At 55.2% G+C, this 20739-nt stretch carries 23 protein-coding genes and 2 tRNA genes; 14 read left to right on the forward strand and 11 right to left on the reverse strand.

What is annotated here, in order from left to right; genetic code table 11:
* Nucleotide 1: 1 nt before the first annotated feature.
* The 4 genes from sseA to N8E88_RS25960 all read left to right on the forward strand — a co-directional run bounded on the left by sseA (nt 2) and on the right by N8E88_RS25960 (nt 2460).
* A complete protein-coding gene (gene sseA / locus N8E88_RS25945; protein WP_262293100.1) occupies nt 2-853 on the forward strand; it encodes a 3-mercaptopyruvate sulfurtransferase in 852 nt (283 codons plus the stop codon).
* Nucleotides 854-856: 3 nt separating this feature from the next.
* Entirely contained in the window at nt 857-1384 is a 528-nt protein-coding gene (locus N8E88_RS25950; protein ID WP_262293101.1) for a GNAT family N-acetyltransferase, read from the forward strand.
* Nucleotides 1385-1478: 94 nt separating this feature from the next.
* On the forward strand, nt 1479-1916 hold the full coding sequence (locus N8E88_RS25955) for a hypothetical protein (RefSeq protein ID WP_262293102.1): 438 nt from the start codon (nt 1479-1481) through the stop codon (nt 1914-1916).
* A gap of 70 nt (nt 1917-1986) precedes the next feature.
* Nucleotides 1987-2460 carry a DUF1203 domain-containing protein gene (locus tag N8E88_RS25960; protein ID WP_262293103.1) on the forward strand — a complete coding sequence of 158 codons (474 nt, stop codon included), beginning with the start codon at nt 1987-1989 and terminating at the stop codon, nt 2458-2460.
* 201 nt (nt 2461-2661) lie between these two features.
* On the opposite strand, the gene ald is transcribed toward N8E88_RS25960, so the two are convergent.
* Nucleotides 2662-3777 carry an alanine dehydrogenase gene (ald, locus tag N8E88_RS25965; protein WP_262293104.1) on the reverse strand — a complete coding sequence of 372 codons (1116 nt, stop codon included), beginning with the start codon at nt 3775-3777 and terminating at the stop codon, nt 2662-2664.
* A 150-nt stretch (nt 3778-3927) separates the two neighbouring features.
* Between ald and N8E88_RS25970 the strand changes: the two genes are divergently transcribed.
* Nucleotides 3928-4413: an Lrp/AsnC family transcriptional regulator gene (locus N8E88_RS25970; RefSeq protein ID WP_262293105.1), complete on the forward strand. Its 486-nt coding sequence runs from the start codon at nt 3928-3930 to the stop codon at nt 4411-4413.
* 374 nt (nt 4414-4787) lie between these two features.
* Here the strand turns inward: N8E88_RS25970 and N8E88_RS25975 are convergent, their stop codons facing one another.
* Nucleotides 4788-5144 (reverse strand): hypothetical protein, encoded by a 357-nt coding sequence (locus N8E88_RS25975; RefSeq protein ID WP_262293106.1) that lies wholly within the window; start codon nt 5142-5144, stop codon nt 4788-4790.
* Entirely contained in the window at nt 5141-6367 is a 1227-nt protein-coding gene (locus tag N8E88_RS25980; RefSeq protein WP_262293107.1) for an SAM-dependent methyltransferase, read from the reverse strand. The genes N8E88_RS25975 and N8E88_RS25980 overlap by 4 nt, the downstream gene beginning before the upstream one ends.
* A 459-nt stretch (nt 6368-6826) precedes the next feature.
* On the opposite strand from N8E88_RS25980, the gene N8E88_RS25985 reads away from it, so the two are divergent.
* The 4 genes from N8E88_RS25985 (at nt 6827) to N8E88_RS26000 (ending at nt 11497) form a co-directional block, all read left to right on the forward strand.
* A complete protein-coding gene (locus N8E88_RS25985; RefSeq protein WP_262293108.1) occupies nt 6827-7351 on the forward strand; it encodes a Csu type fimbrial protein in 525 nt (174 codons plus the stop codon).
* A 26-nt stretch (nt 7352-7377) separates the two neighbouring features.
* Nucleotides 7378-8094 carry a fimbrial biogenesis chaperone gene (locus N8E88_RS25990; protein WP_262293109.1) on the forward strand — a complete coding sequence of 239 codons (717 nt, stop codon included), beginning with the start codon at nt 7378-7380 and terminating at the stop codon, nt 8092-8094.
* On the forward strand, nt 8081-10519 hold the full coding sequence (locus N8E88_RS25995) for a fimbria/pilus outer membrane usher protein (RefSeq protein WP_262293110.1): 2439 nt from the start codon (nt 8081-8083) through the stop codon (nt 10517-10519). The genes N8E88_RS25990 and N8E88_RS25995 overlap by 14 nt, the downstream gene beginning before the upstream one ends.
* 159 nt (nt 10520-10678) lie before the next feature.
* Nucleotides 10679-11497: a Csu type fimbrial protein gene (locus N8E88_RS26000; protein WP_262293111.1), complete on the forward strand. Its 819-nt coding sequence runs from the start codon at nt 10679-10681 to the stop codon at nt 11495-11497.
* 622 nt (nt 11498-12119) lie between these two features.
* On the opposite strand, the gene N8E88_RS26005 is transcribed toward N8E88_RS26000, so the two are convergent.
* Together N8E88_RS26005 and N8E88_RS26010 are read right to left on the reverse strand one after the other, a co-directional pair.
* Nucleotides 12120-12518 (reverse strand): hypothetical protein, encoded by a 399-nt coding sequence (locus N8E88_RS26005; RefSeq protein ID WP_262293112.1) that lies wholly within the window; start codon nt 12516-12518, stop codon nt 12120-12122.
* 110 nt (nt 12519-12628) lie between these two features.
* On the reverse strand, nt 12629-14134 hold the full coding sequence (locus tag N8E88_RS26010) for an NAD(P)H-hydrate dehydratase (RefSeq protein WP_262293113.1): 1506 nt from the start codon (nt 14132-14134) through the stop codon (nt 12629-12631).
* Nucleotides 14135-14280: 146 nt separating this feature from the next.
* Here N8E88_RS26010 and N8E88_RS26015 point away from each other — a divergent pair, with 146 nt between their 5' ends.
* On the forward strand, nt 14281-14529 hold the full coding sequence (locus tag N8E88_RS26015) for a DUF2171 domain-containing protein (protein WP_262293114.1): 249 nt from the start codon (nt 14281-14283) through the stop codon (nt 14527-14529).
* 31 nt (nt 14530-14560) lie between these two features.
* Here the strand turns inward: N8E88_RS26015 and N8E88_RS26020 are convergent, their stop codons facing one another.
* Complete coding sequence (locus tag N8E88_RS26020; protein ID WP_262293115.1) at nt 14561-14869, reverse strand: DUF6665 family protein; 309 nt, start codon at nt 14867-14869, stop codon at nt 14561-14563.
* 123 nt (nt 14870-14992) lie between these two features.
* Between N8E88_RS26020 and N8E88_RS26025 the strand changes: the two genes are divergently transcribed.
* The gene (locus tag N8E88_RS26025; protein ID WP_114428946.1) at nt 14993-15202 is read left to right on the forward strand and encodes a hypothetical protein; all 210 of its coding nucleotides are present in this window, start codon (nt 14993-14995) and stop codon (nt 15200-15202) included.
* Nucleotides 15203-15248: 46 nt separating this feature from the next.
* On the opposite strand, the gene N8E88_RS26030 is transcribed toward N8E88_RS26025, so the two are convergent.
* Nucleotides 15249-15665, reverse strand: coding sequence for a hypothetical protein (locus N8E88_RS26030; protein WP_262293116.1), 417 nt, complete (start codon nt 15663-15665; stop codon nt 15249-15251).
* A 107-nt stretch (nt 15666-15772) separates the two neighbouring features.
* A complete protein-coding gene (locus N8E88_RS26035; RefSeq protein ID WP_262293117.1) occupies nt 15773-16936 on the reverse strand; it encodes an acyltransferase family protein in 1164 nt (387 codons plus the stop codon).
* Between the two features lie 154 nt (nt 16937-17090).
* On the opposite strand from N8E88_RS26035, the gene N8E88_RS26040 reads away from it, so the two are divergent.
* Nucleotides 17091-17312, forward strand: a complete 222-nt coding sequence (locus N8E88_RS26040) for a hypothetical protein (RefSeq protein ID WP_262293118.1) — start codon at nt 17091-17093, stop codon at nt 17310-17312.
* A gap of 326 nt (nt 17313-17638) precedes the next feature.
* Here the strand turns inward: N8E88_RS26040 and N8E88_RS26045 are convergent, their stop codons facing one another.
* From N8E88_RS26045 to N8E88_RS26055, 3 genes are all read right to left on the reverse strand, one after another.
* On the reverse strand, nt 17639-17914 hold the full coding sequence (locus N8E88_RS26045; protein WP_262293119.1) for a DUF982 domain-containing protein: 276 nt from the start codon (nt 17912-17914) through the stop codon (nt 17639-17641).
* A gap of 541 nt (nt 17915-18455) precedes the next feature.
* Nucleotides 18456-19376: a DUF2971 domain-containing protein gene (locus tag N8E88_RS26050; RefSeq protein ID WP_262293120.1), complete on the reverse strand. Its 921-nt coding sequence runs from the start codon at nt 19374-19376 to the stop codon at nt 18456-18458.
* Between the two features lie 447 nt (nt 19377-19823).
* Nucleotides 19824-19898, reverse strand: a tRNA-Asn gene (locus N8E88_RS26055).
* 236 nt (nt 19899-20134) lie between these two features.
* Here N8E88_RS26055 and N8E88_RS26060 point away from each other — a divergent pair.
* Both N8E88_RS26060 and N8E88_RS26065 read left to right on the forward strand, forming a co-directional pair.
* On the forward strand, nt 20135-20383 hold the full coding sequence (locus N8E88_RS26060; RefSeq protein WP_114428952.1) for a hypothetical protein: 249 nt from the start codon (nt 20135-20137) through the stop codon (nt 20381-20383).
* Between the two features lie 174 nt (nt 20384-20557).
* Nucleotides 20558-20631: transfer RNA gene (locus N8E88_RS26065), tRNA-Cys, on the forward strand.
* The last annotated feature ends 108 nt before the right edge of the window (nt 20632-20739 follow it).

Below are 20739 nucleotides of genomic sequence, written 5' to 3' on the forward strand. Positions count from 1 at the left end.
CGTGGCAGACAAGAGCCCTTTTGTGGTTTCAGCCGATTGGCTGCAAGAACGACTTGGCCAGCCCGGTCTCAGTATTCTCGATGCATCCTGGTATCTTCCCGCTCAAAACCGGGATGCCAAAGCTGAGTATGACGCAGCCCACATTCCGGGTGCGATTTTCTTCGACCACGAGGAGATGTCGGATCCGGATTCGTCACTGCCGCACACCCTCCTCAATCCGGAAGCCTTCGCAGCAGCCATCAGCAGCATGGGAATCATAAACGACGATACTATCGTCGTTTATGATGGACCTGGAATGAGTACATCGCCGCGCGTCTGGTGGATGCTGCGCACGTTTGGTGCAAAAAACGTCTCCATACTGGACGGTGGATTCGACAATTGGAAAAAGGCGGGCCGGCCGGTCACCGACGCGGTGACCAAGATCGCCCCATCGGCCTTTGTCCCGAATTTTGACGCAGGCAAGGTGGCACGTTTCACGGATATGCGCGAGATCGTCGAAACCCAATCCCGCCAGATCGCGGATGCGCGCTCGGCCGGCCGCTTCAAGGGTGTCGATCCAGAGCCACGCGCCGGATTGCGATCCGGCCACATGCCCGGCGCACGAAGCGTTCCGGCATCTAGTCTCGCTGACAATGGTTATCTCAAGGATATCAGTGGTTTGAGAAAGGTTTTCGATGATGCCGGCGTGGACCTGTCGCGGCCGGTCGTGACGAGTTGCGGGTCGGGTATTACCGCGGCGGTTATCACGCTTGCACTCGAATCCGTAGGTCACAAGGACAATGTTCTCTATGACGGATCCTGGACCGAATGGGGTGGAGACAAAAACACTCCCGTCGCTACCGGCGAAGCATAAGCCATGACGAAGCCGCGAATATTGAAGACACGCGTTACGCATCTGGAGATGACGGAGCGGCCGACGCAATCCGTACCGACACCTGTCAGTTTTAAACTGGCGCTCATGCGCGCGACGAAGATTTCATTACCTTTCTATCGCTTTCTCTATGAACAGGTTGGCAAGCCGCATCATTGGTCTGTCCATCGTCGTCTCAATGATGAAGAGCTGGCGGCAATAATCCATCGTAACAATGTCGATATACATGTTCTTTACGCCGATGGTTCACCAGCGGGCTTTTTTGAACTTGTCATCGATGAGGAGCAGGCGGTCACCGAAATCCTTTATTTCGGTCTGGTACCGGAGTTCCAGGGCAGGGGGCTTGCCAGGTTCTTCCTGAACGAAGCCATCCTGACCGCATGGATGAGCAGTCCGCAAAAGGTGATCATCGAAACAAATACGCTCGATAGTCCGCGCGCATTGCAAATGTATCAAAGAATGGGTTTTAAACCTGTCAGTTTTGCAGAAGCAGAAATAGAAGCCTGGGACTAGGATAAATAGTCGTCAAATTCACCTTTTGGCCTATAGGCGATTTCAGAATGCCCCCGTATAGACAAGTTATTGGGTGATTCTTTGGGGGCTAAGAATGAATTTGAATAATTTTGTGTGTGGCTTGTCTTTGATAGTGGCAGGCTTGCTGGTCTCTGCTTGTCAAACAGATGACCTCAAGTTTACGACGACGGGATCTGCAGTATATACAATCCCGGCGAAGTCGGGCCACAAAACCGGTCTTTTAAGCAACTATATGGTCAACCCTGATTGTTCTGGTGGCAGAACTCCGGACTTCAAAGTTGTAACCGCGCCGGCAAATGGCACGATTGATCTTTGGCGAGGGTCTGTTTCTCCATCTTTCAGGCAGGGCCATCCGCAACAAAAGTGTAATACACACAAAGTAGCCGCAGTTGGCGCGTTTTACACTTCCAGATCCGGCTTTGTCGGCACGGACAAGGTGGTCATTTCGAGCAAAGCTCCTGGCAGTGATGTTTACAGTTACATCACTGTTCACATCAACGTCACGAAATAGCGTTCTGCAAGAATCGGGTGGTTTGGCCGATAATAAAGGTGTCTCCTTACATCAACAAAAGGAGACATCCATGAAGCCGATCCGATTTATAGCCATGACGACAACACTTGCCCGCTACTATCAAGCGGGCGGGGCGGATGCGAATGGTCAGACACCCGAAATCTTTACTTCCGACGGGGATGGTGTTCCTTGCCGGCATTGTCTGCAGAACGTAAAGGCGGGCGAAAAATATCTAGTGCTGTCACACCGGCCATTCCCGGCACCGCAACCCTATGCTGAAACAGGGCCGATCTTCCTGCACGCCGAGGCCTGTGAGCGTCACGGGGAAACGGCAGAACTACCGGAAATGTTCAACGAGAACAGCGATTACATACTTCGCGGCTATTCCTGCCAGGACCGTATCGTTTACGGCACCGGAGGTGTGATCAAGACGGATGGCATCGCAAACCGGGCTGAGGAATTGCTTAAACGGGACGATATCGCCTATGTCCATATGAGGTCGGCAAGAAACAACTGCTTCCAGTGTCGCATTGAGCTCGCATGAAGAAAGCCCGGATCATCCCCTCCACCCCGCCGTCATCCTCGGGCTTGACCCGAGGACCCATTGGGGATGCTCAAATAACAACGCTGCGTTCTTTTTTCTTCGAGAAATATGGGTCCTCGGGTCAAGCCCGAGGATGACGGAGAGGGGAGAGTTTCAGACAAAACCTGAAACGCTCTAGGTTCATGTTTTCTCATTTTATGATCAGGCCGCTATTGCCGATTTCGCTTCGACCATCTCAAGGCCGAGTGCCTCGGCAACAGCCTGGTTGGTGATGCGTCCCTTGTGGACATTAAGGCCGTTGCGCAAATGCGGATTGTCAACGAGAGCTTTGACGCCGCGATCAGCCAATTGGAGGCCGTATTGCAAAGTCGCATTGTTCAAAGCATGAGCGGACGTTACCGGAACGGCGCCCGGCATGTTGGCGACGCAGTAATGGATGATACCGTCGACTTCATAAGTCGGCTCGGAATGGGTGGTCGCATGCGAAGTCTCAAAGCAGCCGCCCTGATCGATCGCAACGTCAACGATAACCGCACCCTTCTTCATGCCGGAGAGCATCTCGCGCGTCACAAGCTTTGGAGCGGCCGCACCCGGAATCAAAACCGCGCCGACGACGATGTCGGCAGAAAACACTTCATCATCAAGGGCTTCGATGGTCGAGTAGCGCGTATGAATACGCCCGCGGAAGAGGTCGTCCAGCTGGCGCAGGCGCGGAATGGAGCGATCAAGAATAGTAACGTCGGCGCCAAGGCCAGTCGCCATCATCGCAGCATTGATGCCAACAACGCCGCCACCGATGATGGTGACCTTACCCGGCAGCACACCGGGGACGCCGCCAAGCAGAACGCCCCGGCCGCCATTGGCCTTTTGAAGCGCCGTCGCGCCGGCCTGTATGGCCAGGCGCCCGGCAACTTCGGACATCGGCGCAAGCAACGGCAAGCCGCCACGGTCGTCGGTGACAGTTTCATAGGCAATCGCGGTGACGCCGGATGCCAGCAAACCTCTGGTTTGTTCCGGATCCGGAGCGAGATGGAGATATGTATAAAGCAGCTGACCTTCGCGAAGCTGCGCCCATTCGGAAGGCTGCGGCTCTTTCACTTTGACGATCATGTCCGCCTGCTGGAAGACTTCTTCGGCGGTCTTGACGACTTTTGCGCCTGCCGCCTGATAGGCTCCATCGTCGGCGCCTATCCCTAAACCAGCTCCGGACTGGATGATGACCTCATGGCCGTGGGCAATGTATTCGCGTACGGCACCCGGAGTGAGGCCGACGCGATATTCATGGTTTTTGATTTCCTTTGGGCAGCCAACGCGCATAACGTCTCCTATTGAAATTCAGATGTTCCCTTTGAGGCAAATATAACAGCACAAATCGCGCTGCATGTCCTTGCCAAGACGGCTCGACGCCACGCGATTTTTCGAATATCCTTGCGTAAAACGTCTGGATATAAGGGGAAAATTCTAACAATGTCATTGGACAGGATTGATATCGCGATTCTCGACAGCTTGCAGAAAGATGGCCGCATGTCGAATGCGACGCTTGCCGAGAAGGTCGGTCTGTCGCAGTCGGCGTGTTCGCGGCGGCTGGATATATTGGAGAAATCGGGTGTCATCCGCGGCTATCATGCACGGCTTTCCAACAAGATGCTGGGTCACCCGGTTATCGTCATCGTCAACATTTCCCTGTCCGGACAGGCGGACAAACAGCTGCGCGAATTCGAGACCGCAGTAAAACTCTGCCCCAATGTATTGGTGTGTTATTTGATGTCAGGCGAATATGACTATTTGTTGCGCATTGCTGCAAAAGACCTTGAGGATTACGAGCGGATACATAAATTCTGGTTGTCCGCCATGCCGCATGTTACCAAGATAAACTCATCCTTTGCTTTGCGGGAAGTGGCGGATCGCACCGGTCTGGGCGTTGAAACGGCGCTTATAGAAACCGCCGGCTAGCGCTAACTCGCGTCGTCACAACCAAATTACATCCCAGCGTTGAAAATTCTGCATCAGAATCGCAGTTTCTTGCATAGGAATCGTACCTTCTTGCATGAGTTCGGGACTTTTCTGCGTAGGACGTGTCCTGGATTTGGCTCCGGTCGTTCAAAATCGTTCTCTCTTAGAACGTGTGACAATTTAAGCTTTCACCCCCACCCGCAGCTTTGCTGCGACCTCCCCCATCCAGGGGGAGGTGGGGTGCCAAACCTGGTCACCTCTTCACCCTCCGCCAATGTGGGGAGGGTCACTGCGCAGCAGTGGGGTGGGGGATATAATGTCCTGAGCCGAAACCTTAAATTGTCACCACGACCTAGAGCAACTCCCCGCAGTCGTCACCCCGCTCTGAGTGCTTTTTTAACCTTCGCCGGTGCCTTGGCATGCCAGGCAAGCTTTATGCGATGTCCAAGTTCCGCGTCGGAAACAGCCTCCAGATGCATGAGGATGTAGGGCCAGCCTTTGTAGTGATCGGTCTCGAAATAAATATTCGGAACGCTCTCCATCAGCAGCGGTTTCTCCTCCAGCGGGCAATGGATTGCAAAGGTCTCCCAATCTTTCAAACGTCCGATGAATGAGGTCTTCACCTTCAACGAGGGTGTGCCATGGGTCGTGCTGCGCACAAGCTCGGGCAGGTGCAGCGATTCGGCGATCGCCCAGATCCGCTCAAATGATTCATCGAGCGAGTTGGTCATGATTTGTAAAACACCTGCCGCACGTCGATATATTCGGAGCGAAACCCCGCCTCACAATAAAACAGGTAGAACTCCCAGAGTTTTTTGAAGCGGCCATCGAAGCCGAGATTGCGCAGCTGGTCCCACGAGCCCCAGAAGCGCTGGCGCCATTCGGCCAGTGTGCGGGCGTAATCCTGCGGGAAGATATTTTCGCGGTAGAGGTCAAGGCCGAAATCCTTGCCCAGGCTTTTCAGCCTCTCCGGCGTCGGCAGCATCCCACCCGGAAAGACATAGCGTTGGATGAAATCGGGCCGTCTGCGATAGCGATCGAAGCTCTTGTCATTAATGGTGATGATCTGCATGCCGGCGCTGCCGCCCGGATTAAGGCAATCCTTGACCTTGCCGAAGAACACCGGCCAGTATTTTTCGCCAACCGCTTCGAACATCTCGATCGAGGCGATATGGTCATACTTGCCGGTCTCGTCGCGATAATCCTGAAATTTGATCTCGGCCATGCCTGAAAGCCCGGCCCTTTCGATGCGCTGCGTGGCATAGTCGAATTGCTCGCGGCTGATGGTCAGCCCGGTGACATGCGCGCCGATCTCACGCGCTGCATATTCGGCAAAGCCGCCCCAGCCACAGCCAATCTCCAGCACCCGCGACCCGGCAGTGATGCCGATATTGTTGGCGAGCGCCCGGTATTTCGCGGTCTGGGCGGCTTCGAGATCATTGACGCCTTCATCGAAGAGCGCCGAGGAATAGGTCATCGTCGGGTCGAGCCATTCGCGGTAGAAGGCATTGCCGAGATCGTAATGCGCCGAGATATTCTTGCGTGACCGGCCCCTCGTATTGTCATTGAGCCAATGGCGGAGGCGCTGTACGGCGTTGATAAACCAGTTGGAGCCGCCGGCGAGGTCTTCACCCACTTCTTCGTTGACGACGAAGAGCTCGAGAAAAGTGGTCACATCGGGGCTGTCCCAATCGCCGTCCATATAGGATTCGGCAACGCCGATGGTGCCGCCGGCAAAGGCTCTGCGCGGCAAGTTCCAGTTGTGAAGCACAACCGAGGCATCCGGGCCGTGCTGGCGCCCGCCCACCTTGAAGACGTTTCGGTCGGGCGTGGTGATGGTCAAGGTGCCGCGCGGCAGGTGCGCCGCAGCGCGCAGCGCCGCCTGCGCCTTGAGCGGCAGGCCTTTCAGCACTGTACTGACATTGTCCGGTGTCAGAAATCTTGTCTGGGTCACCGCATCCCCGGTATCGTCTGATTCAGCATCTGTCTAACTATCCCGCACCCCTTCGCCATTATTCACGGGAATGTCACAAATGTTCAAGTTGATTTTTGTTGGGCAGTGTTTTCGCACAACTGGAATGAGACAACTTGCGTTTGCAATTGGCGATTGAACATGGGCTACGCGATATCGTGAAGCTGCACCGGATTTTTGATCTTCGTCATGCGGCGATCCGGCACCGGCCACGAGCGTGGTACTGGAAAACTCATTTTGAGCAATAGACTAAAGTATAATATCCGAAAACACGTAGAAGTTGTTATGTGATTATTTGGTAACAGGCGGCATATTATTTTTGTCAAAATTGGATTTACTTTGCGTTTCGACCTGAACGCTTCTTGACCGGAAGCGAGCTCCACATCATGTTAACCAAACGCCCCTCCCAATTAGTAGGGGTCATTTTTATGTGATCAATTAATGAAGGAAATTTTTTACATGACATCTCGTTTCCCCATACGCATCGCATGCGCCGCTGTCCTTGCGGCCTCATTCGGATTGACCGGCTCTGCATTTGCCGCATCCAAGACTGGAAATCTCAATGTAAAGCTCACGATTGAAGAGGGCTGCAGTGTTTTCTCGAACAACACCGATATTTCGCTGGATTTCGGTACCTGGACGACGCTGAGTCAGAATATCGATGAATCAGCAAGTTTCGATGTCGCATGCAGTGGCGACACCGGTTTTACGGTTGGTCTTGATAGGGGGGCGGGCGGAACTGCGATCGCCGATCGTAAACTGACCAGTGGCACCAATAAGATTGGCTATAATCTCTACACCGATGCCAGCCGCGTCACTGTTTGGGATACGCAGACATTTGCTAAAGCAGCGGCGCCCGGCAACCTCACCAAAGTGACAATATTCGGCCGGGTGGCCACGTCGGCGACAATTCCGGCGGCTGGCACCTATTTGGATACAGTCAAGATAACCCTGACCGCAAAATAACCACCCGCACATCACAGGAGGACGCCATGCGATCCTTGTTATACGGCATGGGCCTTCTTGGCCTGTGCGCGTTGCAAACCAGTGTGGCCGGTGCGTCCTCCCTGCAGGTTTCACCCACCCGCCTGGAAAAGGTGCTGCCGGAAACTGCTGGCGTCATCACGCTCAGGAATGGCGGCGACAAGCCTATGAAGGTTCAGGTGCGGGTGTTCCGCTGGAGCCAGGTCATGGGTATCGAAAGGCTCGATCCGACAACCGACGTGGTCGCCAGCCCACCTGTGGCGCAGGTTGGCGCCAACAATCAATATATCTTGCGCGTCGTGCGTGTGAGCAAGAAGCCGGTCGCCATCGAGGAAAGCTACCGCGTCCTGATCGATGAGTTGCCGGATCCCTCGCAGATGAAGAATGGCAACGTCAATTTCACGGTGCGGTTTTCCTTGCCTGTGTTCTTCAGGGCGGCCGAGACGCCGGCGGGCCAGGTGACCTGGAATATCCGGCGGGGCAATGGCGGCTATCTCTTGTCGGGAACCAACACCGGCGCGACAAAGCTGCGCGTGAAGGATGTTCAGCTCCTGCAGAACAGCAGGATCATTGCCATCAAGAAAGACGTTGCGGGCTATGTAACCGCCGGCGGCTCGGCACAGTTCGAGCTTGGCAGTGCAAAAGGCCTGGCTGCCGGTCCCGCCATCCTGAAGCTCGACACGGACAAAGGGCCGGTAGAAGCCAATGTCGATGTCAGCAATTAGCCGCGGCTCGTTAGCCCTGTGCCTTTCTGTCGGTCTTATCGGGGCAGGGCAGGCGCAAGAGCTGCCCGCCGATCCGCCCTCCGATCCACTTGTCACCGCAGCAACCGAAGTCCGCGGCGCGCAAGGGCTGCAGCTTGCCGTTTTCATCAATGACGCGAACACGGATTTTGTCGGCACGTTCGAACAATTGCCGGATGGCAGCCTCACGGCGAAGCCGGATGAACTGGAAGAGGTCGGCATCAAGCCGCTCAAGGCAGCGATCAGGCGGGACGGGTCAATCCACCTCAATGATCTGCCCGGCGTCGAATATCACGTCGTGCCGGAAACGCAGAGCATCTATGTGACCGCGACCGATGCGGCGCGTGTGCCGCGCAAGATCGATCTCGATGCCGAACGCAGCGAACGCGAGCGCCCGAAGCCCACGTCGAGCACGGGCGCGGTACTCAATTATACGCTCTATTCAAGCTCGAACGATCTGACCGATGCGGATATCAAGCCGTTTCAGGGCATCTCCGGCGGCTTCGACGCCCGGTTTTTCAGCCCGCTTGGCACGGTCAATCAATCGTTTACGGCCAGTCTTTCCGACGGCGAACTCCAAGGCTTCAAGCGCCTCAACACGACATGGAACTATTCTGACCCGGAACGGATGATCACCTATAATGCCGGCGATTTCGTTACCCGCAGCCTGCCGTGGACCCGCTCGGTCTATCTCGGCGGCATGCAGGTAGAACGTAACTTTGCCTTGCGCTCCGATTTGGTGACGCTGCCCATGCCGGTCGTCTCGGGCTCGGCGGCCGTGCCTTCGACGCTTGAAGTCTACTCGCAAAATGTAAAGACCTATACGTCCGACATTCCGGCGGGTCCGTTCGAACTTGCCAACCTTCCAGTCATTACCGGTTCCGGCGAGGCGCAGGTCGTCATCCGCGACACGCTCGGCCGCGAGACAAGGACCACCTTGCCCTTCTACACGGCGAGCGAACAGCTCGCCAAGGGATTGATCGATTTCTCGGCGGAGGTCGGTTTTCCGCGCCGTAACTACGGCAGCGAATCCAATGACTATGCCAGCGATATCTTCGGCACGGCGACCATGCGCTATGGCCTGACCAACTGGTTGACGCTGGAGGGACACGCGGAAGGCGGCGCTGAACTTTTGAATGGCGGTATCGGCGCGACTTTTCCGCTCGGCCGCTGGGGCGCGACATCGCTTGCCGCCGCCGGCAGCCAGCACGACGGGCAAACCGGCACGCTGCTCAATGGCTCGCTCGAATTGCGCTATGATGATTTTTCGCTCTATGGCCGCATGCAGCGCAGCTACGGCAATTATCACGACATCGCTTCGGTGAGTGCCGATAACGAGCGCATTCGCGAACAGTATAATTATTACTATCCAGGTTCGCGTACTTTCTCGGCTCGTATGCCGCGCACGGTGGATCAGGTGAGCCTGAGCCTGCCGACGCTGTTCAGCCGCTCCAACATCAACCTGTCCTTTACCCAGATCGAAACGGATGGCGGCGACAAAACCCGCACGGCCAGCACGTCCTATAGCACTTCGCTGTGGAAGAACGCTTCGTTCTACGCCTCTGCCTTCAAGGATCTCGACGACAGCAACAGTTTCGGCGTCTATGCCGGTCTCTCAGTATCCTTTGACAATGATATTTATGGCTCGACTGGCGTTGACCAGAACGGCAAGGACATTGCCGGTTTCGCCGAAGTTTCAAAGTCGGCGACCCGCGAGGAAGGAAGCTACGGCTGGAACGTGCGCACGAGCGAAGGCAAGACGGCCAACCGCTCGGCCGGCGGCAATTATCGCAGCAAATATGCGCGCGTCGATGGCTGGGTCCAGCAATATGGCGATGCCATTCGCGCCAGTGGCTCGGTCGACGGCGCCATTGCCGTAGCCGGCGGCGGTGTCTTCGCCACAAACCGCATCGATGATGCCTTTGCCGTCGTGGATGTCGGTGCGGCCAATGTCGAGGTGAGATCGCGCAACAATGTGGTCGGATATACCAATAGCAGCGGGCGGCTGATCGTACCGGATCTCAATTCCTGGGACCCGAACCAGATCGATATCGACCCGCAAAACCTGCCAGTCGATGCCGTGGTGCGCGATACCCGCACGGTGGTGGTGCCGGCCAACAACGGCGGTGTGGTCGTGGACTTCCACGTCAAGGAGGCCGCGGCCGCGGCGCTGGTCGGGCTGACCGATGCGGGAGGCAAGCCGCTCGCTGCTGGTCTCCTTGGCCGGATCGATGGGTCGGATGCGACATTCGTCGTCGGCTATGATGGCGAGGCCTTTATCGAGGGGCTCTCGCGCAACAACAGCGTGACCGTGGAATTCGTCAATGGTCAGACCTGCCATGCGGCTTTCGCCTATAGCCCGCAGCCGGGAACCCAGGTCGCAATCAGAAATGTGGTGTGTCAATGAAACGATTTTTGCTGCCGCTGATGTGTCTGTTCGTCCTGTTCTTGGCATCGGGAACCGCGTCGGCGGAAACTAGGTGCACGTTCAGCAGATCAGGCGGGCTCGATTTCGGTAACTTGGATCCACTGCTGGGGCGCAGTTTCAACCAAAAGATGCAGATCGATGCGAATTGCAGAATCGTTCGTGATTGTCAGCGTTCTGGGGTTGTTTCAGCAGCCCGTCCGCGTATGCATGTCACTTGGCGCGGGAACCGGCGGCACAGATACGAACTGGCGTTATATGGTGGGACCCAACAATAAAAAGATCCGATATCAGCTTTATGGGCAGGCAAATCACGTAAATCCCTACAAGGTAGGCACGTCTGTTGCCAACAACATGACGTTGGGCTTTTCCCTTATAAAATTATTCCAGTGGGTGCCAAGCAATTCAGACTTCGATATACATGGATGGATACCCGATCAAACCGGCCTCGAAGAAGGGGTATATACGGATATGATTCAGGCTTCGTTCCGTTACGACGAAGGGGCAGGCACTGATTGCAGCTTCACGAGCGGCAAGACAGCAACGGCAAGTTTTCAGGTCCGTGTACAGGTGAAGCCGTTTTGTGCATTGGATGTCAGTCAGCATATCGACTTTGGGTCATGGCAGGATCTGGACAAGCCCCGTGATCAAGAGGGCGCAGTTACAGTAAACTGCGACAAGAACACGAGCTATTCGCTTAAACTCGGATGGGGTGGCCAGGGCGATGCGGGCAATACACGCAATATGGCGAACGGCAGTGAAAAGATCAGCTATAATCTTTTCTCGGACAAACAGCGAAGCGTACTCTGGGGCGATAAAGATGGGGGTAAGGTCCCGAGTGCTCTGACAAGCGACGGCAATAAAAAGACCTTTCCCGTCTACGCGCGTGTCCCGACGCAGAAGACGCCATCGCCGGGAACCTATACGGATAACGTCGTGGTTACGCTCGAGTATAAATGACACAGGTGACTTGAAAACCGGAGGGGTTTGCCTGCAATGACGCAGCAACGTTCCGGTTGATTCGGCCAGCGAGAACCGTTCCCCCCGCGGGCAAATACATTGCTCGAAGCTGTCGCAGTCGCTCGATGTTTGGCGATGCTGGAATGCCGGCGACATGCAGCACCGCAGTCAGCCAATTCTAGGAATAGGGGGAAGAAAAGCAAAAGGCCGGGAGCTACCCGACCTTCCTAAGCTTACCTCGACACCAGTGCCAGTACATCCGTGGTCAAAAATGGAAATAAGCTATTCGCTATAATCAAACACTAGCTTGCCATTGCGACGAATTGATGACGCATGGCAGGAAATCTGAAAGCGCGTACGCCGTACAAATCGCGCTTGAGAACAAGGTGAATGATCAAGGTAAAGACGGGGTTAATGGATCCAGACAAATTCAACCTAAAGCCTTTCAGGTTCTGATTGATAACAGTACTTCACCCCACCCCGGACCTTTGGTCCGACCCTCCCCATCAAGGGGAGGGTGGAAAGCGGCCGGCTGGGCACCCCTACCTCCCCCTAGATGGGGGAGGTCGCGGCGAAACTGCGGGTGGGGGTGAGATCAACAACTTCTTGAATAAATGAAGGTCTAAGCAGGGCCAAGCAGCACATCGGAAGGTCCGCGCGTGCGGTCGCAGCGATAGCGCACCTCGTAGCGCGGATCGAGGATAAGGGTGACATCCTGCGCGGTGCAGTTGCGCTCGGTAGACCGCAAATATTGCTCGGCAGCATCGCGGTAGACGACGGGAGGTGTGGAACCGAGACCAAGTCCTTTAACAAACCCTTGCGTTGCCGAAGCGCTGCCTGCCGGTCCGATCATTAGCCGGCTTTGCGCGATGTTGTCATAGATTGTGTATCTGTCGCCATTGGCTGCTTTGTATTGCTGGGGCGAAATTCCCGCATAATTATCCTTGGCGTATGAAATTGCGGCGCATCCTGCCAATGCAGCCAGTAACATCGGGGCAATCGTTCGAAACAACGTTCTCATAATCAAATCTCCTCAATCCCAAGATTCACGCTCTGACGCGGCGAAAATGGTGTTTTTCTGCGCTCCGGTGCTCGAAAACCACCATTTTCGCCGTGTCAGAACTGGAACCATCACTCCTGAACCAAACTCCCCAACAAATCCGAAAGAACAAAAGCTGCTGCTGCAGGAAGATCCTCGGCAATCAGGCCGAAACGCAGGCTGCGTGCCGCCGCGCCGTGAATGAAGACCGCCGCACAGGCGGCCTCGAATGCAGGCATGCCCTGTGCCATCAAACCGGCGGCAAGACCCGCGAGAACGTCGCCCGAACCTGCGGTGGCCAAAAGCGGCGTACCATTGGTATTGATCGCGGCGCGACCATCAGGCGATGCGATAACAGTGTCGGCGCCCTTATAGATGATGATCGCATGGGAACGGGCAGCAGCCGCGCGGGCCCGTTCGACCTTTGAAGGCATGTCTTTCTCGCCAATATCGGGAAAGAGACGTTTGAACTCGCCATCGTGCGGTGTCAGCACCAGGCGGATTTCCGGTGCGCTGCGCGAGGCGTTGAAGAGGATGTCCGGATGGTCCCGAAACGATGTGATCGCGTCGGCATCGAAGACCAGTTTCGCAGCCTGGTTCCGCAGCAGGGCGAGGGCAAAGTCGCGGGCTTTTTCACCAATACCGAAACCCGGTCCGAGAACGAAGCTTGTGGCCTTGCGTGTTTCGATAAAAGATCGCAAATCTTCCGGGTGGTCGCAGCGGCTGAGCATGATCGAGGTCAGGTGGGCGGCATTGACGCCTAGCGCTTCCGCCGGCGACAGAAGTGTCACGGCGCCCGCACCGCTTCTAGCCGCCGCCAATGCCGATAGCCGCGCGGCGCCTGTTGCGGTCGCACCGCCGGAAAACACTGCAACGTGACCGCGCTTGTACTTGTGGGTATTGGCTCCCGGCGCCGGCAGCAGGCCTCGCCAAAGGTCGCGCGTGTTTTCAAAACAGCGTGGTTGGATATCGTGCAGAATGTCCTCGGCTATGCCGATATCTGCGACGGTCAACTCGCCGCACAGACGCCGCCCCGGATACAGCAAGTGGCCGGGTTTCTTGCGGAAAAACGTGATTGTGCTTGTCGCGTTGAACACCGGACCGAGCGGCTGGCCAGTCAAGCCATCAAGCCCCGAAGGCACATCGACGGCGACGCGCTTAACCGGGGCTTCGTTGGCGCGCCCGATCGCGGCGGCCGCTTCGCCTGTCACCTCTTTGTTCAATCCTGCACCGAACAGCGCATCGACAATGAGGCTGCCCGAGTTTGGCCGGAACTCCCCGATGGGACGCGGCTGGAGCGGACAGTCCTGAAGCGCTCGTGCCGCATCGGTCTGCGGCTTCGGTGTGCCGGATGACCAGACATCTACCGTCGCACCGCTCTCGGCGAGCAGCCTTGCAACGACATAGCCATCACCGCCATTGTTTCCGGGTCCGCACAGGACATGAAATTGCGATGTGCCGCCATGTTTGGCGAGAAGGTGGCGGGCAACGGCAGAACCGGCATTCAGCATCAGGCCGTAGCCATCGCAAGGACCGGCCGCGATCGTCCGCCTGTCCGCTTCACCCATCTCTCCAGGCGTCAAAATTTCGTGGGTCATTTAGGGTCAGGACCTATTGATATGATCGAAATGGAATTTCTGCGAACAAAGTAGAGGTTTCGCAACTGCCGCGTAACCCTTCAACGCAGCAATGCATCCAAAGTTCATTTCGAACGTTCCTGTGTTGCAACTTTTGGAGGTAAGTCATGGCTGTAACAGGCATCAAGGAAAATATGGAAGTCATCGGAGCGGATGGTGTCCATGTCGGCACGGTGGACCGTGTGGATGGCGCGCGCATCAAACTGACGAAAAAGGATAGCGGGGAGGGCTCGCACAGGGGCCATCATCATTATATTTCAACGTCGCTGGTCGCGGAAGTGGAAGGCAACAAGGTTCGGCTGTCGGCCAATTCGGATGTGGCAGTGATGTTTGAAGAAGAGAAATCCGAAAAGTAATCTTTATCGCCTGAAGAGCTCTTCAGGCCTGTCAGACAGCACCCAACCGCACCAGCACCGCACGCGGAATGCCGTAGTGGCGGATCGCATCGTCGTGATTTCGCAGGCCGCATAATTCGCGCTGGATGAAATAGGCGTGGACTGCACGTGCCGCCGCCTTGAGCTCGGGCAGGCGCTCCGGTTCCGGTGCGGCGTGAAGCTTTTCCAATGTCTGTTCGACCTTTTCTCCGGCACGGCCAAGCGCGGCGGCCATTTCCGCCATGATTTCCATATCAAGGGCGTTTGGCGGGCTGTCGCGGTCGAACCTGGCGGCGATGCTTTGCGGTGGTCTGAATGACATGGCGGTCTATCAATTCTTGGCTACGGGATGGCTGCGATTCGAGCATAAAGCCCATGCGCGCGCAAGAAGCGGCGGAACATTAGCGGACGCGGGGGATTACCTTTGAAAGGAAGGAGGTACGATATGGGCGATCCAGCACCAATTCCGAAGCCAGGACCAGACACGAACCGGCCGGTTGATCCGGGCCCCGTACCGCGGCCCGAAGAATTGCCCCCCGAACCCAATCCGCTGCCAGGCGAGATTCCGGTGGAAGAACCGCCACCCGACCGTTTGCCCGACGAAATGCCGGTGCCTAACCCCGACGAGGTGCAGGAACCGCCAAAGCACGTGTGACGGTTCGGGCGCCGTGGATTTTCGCGGCGCCCAGCTATCATCTCAACTAGCGTTGCTGATTACCGTATCCGCCTGGTCTGCTGACTGGAGGAATGTAAATATCGGGCTGGCTTGGGGGGCGACTGTCATTTCGCGACGGCCTTGCAGGACGCGGCGTATCGGGACGGTCTGCACGAGCTTGTTGCCTGCGGCGCCAGTCATCACGGCTACCTGAATTGTCACGCCAGTCATTGCGACCGCGGTAGTCATACCGGTTTCCATCATAACGGCGGTAATTGTAGCGAGGCCTGTTGTAGTAGCGAGGTCCGTTATAGAATCCGTCATCATAAATGGTGGTGCCGTAATAGCCGCCATATCCGCTGTACCCGCCATAGTAGGGACCGGTGGTTTCGACGCAGCCGGCGGCCGACAGGCCCGACAGGCCGACTACGGCGGCGATCATAAGTGATCTTATTGACATCATGAGTCCTCCCGACTGGTGCTCAGTCGCTGTGATTTGTTCAACAAATGCACGACAAAAAGGTTCCAGCGTGTTCATTGGTGAATGCGGTCGGTTTCGAGCGGGCGAGGTTATCCTGTGGCGTTTACCCGCAAATCTATGGCTTTGCCAAGCTGCACGCCAGGCCGTTCGATAAAGATATGCACAGCGAGTGCGCTAACGACCAATAGTGCCAAAGTCCCAAACACAACAACCCAGTGTCCCGCGTCGGATATCTGGGTGAACCGTCGCACCGGACCGATGGCAAAAACAAGGTAGAGAGCGGGTCCCTGCAGGAGGTAGATACCGTAACTGATATCGCCCAGCCGGACTGACGGTTTTGCAGTCAGCAAACCGAAGAGGGTAGCACCGCTTACAAGCATATAGAACACGACACCTGCGAGGACGGCGACGCCTGGCTGATAGGCGGTGGAACAGGTCCAGAATATCATTACGAGAACGGCGATGCCGATGGAGGAAAGGGCGGCTGGAGGAAGTTTCAACAGGACGTCTTCAAATTCGAGAGATGCACAGACCATGCCCAGTGCGAACAAGGTAAATAAGGTCCAGTCCGGACCCGCGCCCATCAATGCGAAGACAGTACAGAAAACAGCGAGGAAGATCGCAAAGGGCAGATGTTTGCCGTTGCTCCTGGCAAAGAGCGCGAGGACGGGCAGGGCGAAGTAAAAGTACCATTCGTACCGGAGCGTCCAGGTTACGCCCGCAACGATTGTGTAGGAGCCGGTGTCACCATTCATGTCGACGAGCGGAAAAAAACCAAGTGCCAGATTATTTGCAACCTGAAGAAAGTAAGCTTCGGGCGCAACGTTCAACTGGCCGCCCACGCGGTAAAACGCAATGAAGACAGCAAGCCCGATCGTGAAAAAATATACGGGTCCAAGCCTGAAAAAACGCCCCATCATCAATTTGGGAAAGTCAAGCAACCCCTTGGCCCGGATGATTTTTCCCCAGAAAAGATAGCCGGTTATGATGAAGAAGAAAGATACGCAGACCTGCCCGATAAGGGTGTAGAACTGCGAAGGCGGCGCAGCCCAAAGGCCGGTCCGGATAAACTGGTAATAGATAACCGAATGATGAAGCGCAACGCCAAGGGCCAAAAATCCGCGAGCTCCATCGATTGAACTGACCCTGAAGCCAGTCGACGCAAAACCAGCCCTGCCAAAGACAGGAAGACGGGCCAAAAGCAGAAGGAGCACCGTACATGCAAACGCCGGCCAGATGTCATAAACGCTCATTGTGCCCCCCGCGTTTGAATTGCAAGGGCTCTAGCTGAATGATTGCCGGTGTCAAGATCGGCAAGCGCGATATATCCCGAGCACTCCGGACTTGACAGGCTTTGCGTTTTCAGAGGTGATTCGCTACCATGCTTTTTTCGTAGGAGTGAGTGCCATGCGTATTGCATCCCCGCGATCTGCCGAAGACGATGAACAGCGCGAAGCAGAATGGCGCGAGGCACTGCGCGACCAGTTCCTCGACAAGGTTTCATCGAAAGAGATGTACGCCATCGCACAAGAGGCGCTAGCTGCCGGATGGGGATTGCAGGAGGTCCAGCGCGCGATCGATGCTTTGGTCGAAAACAAGGCTCGCCAAGCCGGAGCCGGCTCCTGTTGATGAGTTCGCCTGTTCACCCCATCATCGACCCTGAGATGTATCCTTTCGATCAGGGTACAACTCCGGAATTTTTACGACCTTTACCTTGCTGAAGGCGGTGTGCTTCTTGATGGAATAAGCACCCTTCGAGCGTTTCAGCACGTCGGATAACCTCTCCGGTTCATGCTTGGTCTTGGGCATGTGCTGCTTGCTCGCGTCCATAAGATGACCGGGTGCAGTCGGCATTCTCCGGACAAAATGTTGTGATGATCCTCCCATGGCAGTCACTCCTTCCCAAATTGCAATATTATACAACGCTGGTGGCGGTGGAAAGTTGCCCGTTTTCTTTATGAAAGCCGCCGCCGTGCCTTGTGCAGCTTCTTGACTTTTCCTGCTGGCGGTAACCGCGTCGGTTCATCGACGTAGTTGCCAGCTTCTTTTGCTGCTTCGATGAAGGCGACGCGTGCGGCTCCGGGGGAGAGCTTACGTTCAAGACAGGACAGAAGGGCCTCCCTCGCGACGGAAAGTTTCTTTCCCTGCTCGATCGGCCAGTCGTTCAAGAGACACTCGGCAGCGCGCAATGCGGAGGTGACCACGCGCATCCTGCCGGGCTGGCTTGTCATGATCCTCACGGCGTTGAACGGTCGATCATCCATCGACCCGAACGGAAAACCAACGGACCGAGTTCCGTAAGTCCCGGTAGTCAATTGGTACTAATCAGGACGATTTCGCCCTCGTTTGGGCAACAATTTCTTCATCGCCCGACTGATCCGCCTGAGGGAATTTCGCAAGCGCCTTCGATGCTTCATCCTCAAATAACTCTGAAGGTTTTTGCCGTTGTCCGCCATATCGCTCCCTTGTGTCAGCCGTCAGCATTACCGTCCTGTGCTCTGAGCAACCGGGAGCAGGGTACCAGCCAAACAATGCCAAACGCAAATCCCCAAGCAGAGGCGCATTGAGGAAAACATTGGGATAGCAGGCCTGGAATGTAAAAAAACCTAGCGCTTGTCAAGCCACTAGGTTTGATACACACGTCATAAGGATTCACCGCACTGGGGTTCACGGTCGAGCAGGTTGATGCGTTTTCGTGTAAGCATGGATGAATGCAAGTTGTATTAGCGATCGACGCGTCGACGTGGTTTTTTTGCTGTGAATTCCACCGGCTTAGATGTTTTGTATTCCCACCTTCCCACGGGCCTGTATAGGGATAGCCTGCATGAGCTCAATATTGGGATAATCTGCGCTCAAATCCAGAATCTCAGCCTTGTCGCCGTCAGACATTTGAATCCCGTAGATAATACCGTCGAGCTCATTTATTCCAAACCGAATATCCTCAAACGGCGCAGCCTTGTTACGTCCGTGCCCCGAAGAGATTCTCCATTCTTTTTCGTAAGTCCAGTCCGACATCTTGGTATAGATAATCGCGTCGGTCATCTCTCTATTATTGATCGATTCCAGTCCGGCGAGGCTATTTATCAGATATGACTCGGTAAAAAATGAGGGTCTAACATCAGTATAGACGATTGGCTTCGCCATCCCGAATGGGCTGTCGAATGCAGATATTGACCTGAAGCGCATCACCACACCCCTGTGGGAATTGGAGTAATGCGACCACATCAAGCTGATATCCGGCGCAACCGTAAGCGATAATATTTTAATCGGTAACAACGCCTCCATAACGTCGCTTTGATTCCGGGGAGTGTTCCGACGTATTACATCGAAGCTTTCATCAATTGCACCGGACATTCTGGTGAGCAGTTCTCGCTTTGACATGCCCGGGTAGTTTATGCGCATGAACTCAAGTGCAACTCCCAGTTGATTTCCTATCGGCACCTGTTGGTCGCTCGAGTATAGCTCCCATATTTTTTCCAGTGCGCGCTTTTTCACTTTATCAACGTCGATCCCTTCGATTGTAACATTCAGTTGCATCTCAAAAGGATCATTGAGCGTCGCAGCCGTTGACCAGCGCAGAGTTTGATTGCGAAGTACTGCCTTTGCAGTACTTTCACTCATATACTTGAAAAAATGGATGCGATTGTTGGTCCACCCTCTTGGGACATTTGAAAGGGTTGCATCCCAGTTCATTTTTTCACCAGCTTGACGCCCGTTCCGTTGATGAACTCTATGCTTGCCGCCTGAAGCGCGTTCATTATAGCTGCAAGATTATAGAAGGCACACGCCTGCCGTTGTCAAAGTCGCGGAAAGTGCGCTCACTGAGGTTTGATGCCTCGGCGAGTTTACTCTGAGACCAATCCAAGAGTCCTCGTGCGGCTCGCGATTGAGCGGGTGAGAGTGACATTGCCAAATCCTTTTTACCTATTTTCGTTTATCACACGCGAAAACCGTTGACACTCAGGTTCGATTTCTGGACGGTTCGCCGAGAGCCACAGGTCTCGTCCTAATCGACGACCTTAAGATAGATCTCGCGGAGCCAAATCCGGAGTCGAACCAAACTGCGTTAGGGAAATAGTAGGGAAGGTTTGTGTGGTGACCACAATTGCCTAACGATATCGATACGTCAGGCCATTGTAGTGGCTCCCCGGGCCGGATTCGAACCAGCGACCGATCGGTTAACAGCCGATTGCTCTACCACTGAGCTACCGGGGAATAGCTGCTTATTTCATCAGCGAAGTGGCCTATAGCAAAAGGGTTTCGCTTTTGCAAAGGACCATTTCGCTTTTTTTCGACTTATGTGCATAACAGAATGATGACATGGGGCGAAAGCGTTCCTACATCAGGCTTTTGGTATGGTTTAACGAAAGAGAAGTTTTTTGTCGGAAGACAGGAAAGATAACGAAAACCAGGCGAATTCCGCGCCTCACAGCCACCGGAAGCGCCGGCACATGCGCCTTTTTGGCCGCCATATACCCGTTCCGCAATCGGTGGCGATGCGTCGCACGCTTGGCGGCGCTCTGGTTGCGGGGGGTGCGCTCGGGTTCCTGCCTGTTCTCGGTTTCTGGATGGTCCCGCTCGGTCTGGTCGTCCTTTCACAGGATTCGGCGCTGGTACGACGTAAACGCCGTCAGATCGAAGTGAAACTCGGCCGTCGCTGGAAAAGCGGCTGGTTTGCATCGGACAAGGACAAAGGCTGAACGCTTCTGTTGGCAAGCAACGTCGGGACAGCTACGATTGTTTCGCGGCGTCTCATTTTACGTATTGCGGCACAAAACAAAAACGGCTATTCGGAATGCCGCAAGTGACGCTGTTCGGAGATGAATTTTGTCACTTCCACAAGTAGTTAATTTCATTAGCTATTTTGACTTTGAGGCCTCGTGGCGGAGTGGTTACGCAGAGGACTGCAAATCCTTGCACCCCGGTTCGATTCCGGGCGAGGCCTCCATTCACCAAAACCCATTTAATAAGTAATTGATTTTCTTAAGTGTGGCGGGATCGGATCCACCCACTCAACTGGGCGTGGCAGCACACCTATCGATATTGAAGCGTGCGG

The sequence above is a fragment of the Phyllobacterium zundukense genome (assembly GCF_025452195.1).
Lineage (GTDB): Bacteria > Pseudomonadota > Alphaproteobacteria > Rhizobiales > Rhizobiaceae > Phyllobacterium > Phyllobacterium zundukense_A.